The following is a 1,209-nucleotide window of genomic DNA, read 5'->3' as shown; positions in this document are numbered from 1 at the left end:
TGTGCTATACCCTACTAAGTGATCAGTTCTTGGATAGAGCCTATCCTGCTTGTTTAAACTCAATTGGTGTCATAAAACCAAGCGCCTGATGAGGCCGTTCTGTATTGTAATCCCCTAGCCAGCCTTCAACCACTTCTCGAACTTGGGCTAAATTTCGAAACAAATAAGCGTTCAAGACTTCTCGGCGAAAAGTCCCGTTGAAGCGCTCAATAAAGGCATTCTGAGTTGGTTTTCCGGGCTGAATCCAATGCAACTGGATCTCTTTCATCTCACACCACTCTGTTAATGCAGTACTGATAAATTCGGGTCCATTGTCACAGCGTAGGCAAGCTGGCTTTCCATGACTTTCCATTAGCTGTTCAAGAAAACGAATCACCCGTTTAGCGGGTAATGAGTAATCGATTTCGACACCCAAAGCCTGCCGATTAAAGTCGTCTAACACATTCAGGCCGGGCCGCCGGTGCGGTTCGGAAACGGCGTCCATCGCGCAACGCATCTGACATAAAATCCAATGACCAGACCTGATTCACAGCGGTTGCCTTTGGTAAAGGCTGTCGTACTCGATCAGGTAATCGTTTACGCTTTCGTCTGGGCAAATTGAACCCTAAATGGCGATAAATACGCCAAAGTCGCTTATGATTGTCAGGATGCCCTTCACGGCGTAGCCGATGATAAATCTTCCAGAAACCCCATCCCGGATGACGTCGTACGGTGGTTTGAATGACCTGCTCAATTTCGATGTCCGATTGACGCCTGGATTGGTAGGTCAACATCCGACGGCTTAATCCTGCCAGACGACAAGCTCGTTGCTGGCTGAAGGCTTTGGCTTTGACAATCCATTGCGCTAACTGACGACGTTGAGCAGGCCCTACCACTTTTTTTTGAGGGCATCTTTTACAACTTCATGCTCCAGACTCAATTCGGCATACATTTTCTTCAGACGGCGGTTCTCATCTTCGAGGTCTTTTAGACGCTTCAATTCGGAGGCTTCCATACCGCCGTATTTCTGTCTCCAATTGTAAAACGTGGCTTCACTAATACCATGTTCGCGGGCAATCTGAACAACGGTTTGACCCGTATTCTGTTGTTTGAGAATGGCCACGATTTGGGCCTCTGTGAATCGGTTTGCTTTCATTTTTCTTCCCCTTTGATAAAAGATAATGGGAAGACTCCATTTTCCAACCGATCACATTTTAGGGAAGCTTACAA

The 1,209-nt window shown here is 46.9% G+C and carries 1 pseudogene; it reads right to left on the bottom strand.

What is annotated here, in order from left to right:
- Positions 1-40: 40 nt before the first annotated feature.
- Positions 41-1,135: pseudogene (locus DX909_RS29305) on the bottom strand (IS3 family transposase).
- Positions 1,136-1,209: the final 74 nt, after the last annotated feature.

Origin of the sequence: Larkinella soli (genome assembly GCF_003703975.1) — a bacterium.
Classification (GTDB): Bacteria; Bacteroidota; Bacteroidia; order Cytophagales; family Spirosomataceae; genus Larkinella; species Larkinella soli.
This window is presented reverse-complemented; position numbering and strand designations above follow the sequence as displayed.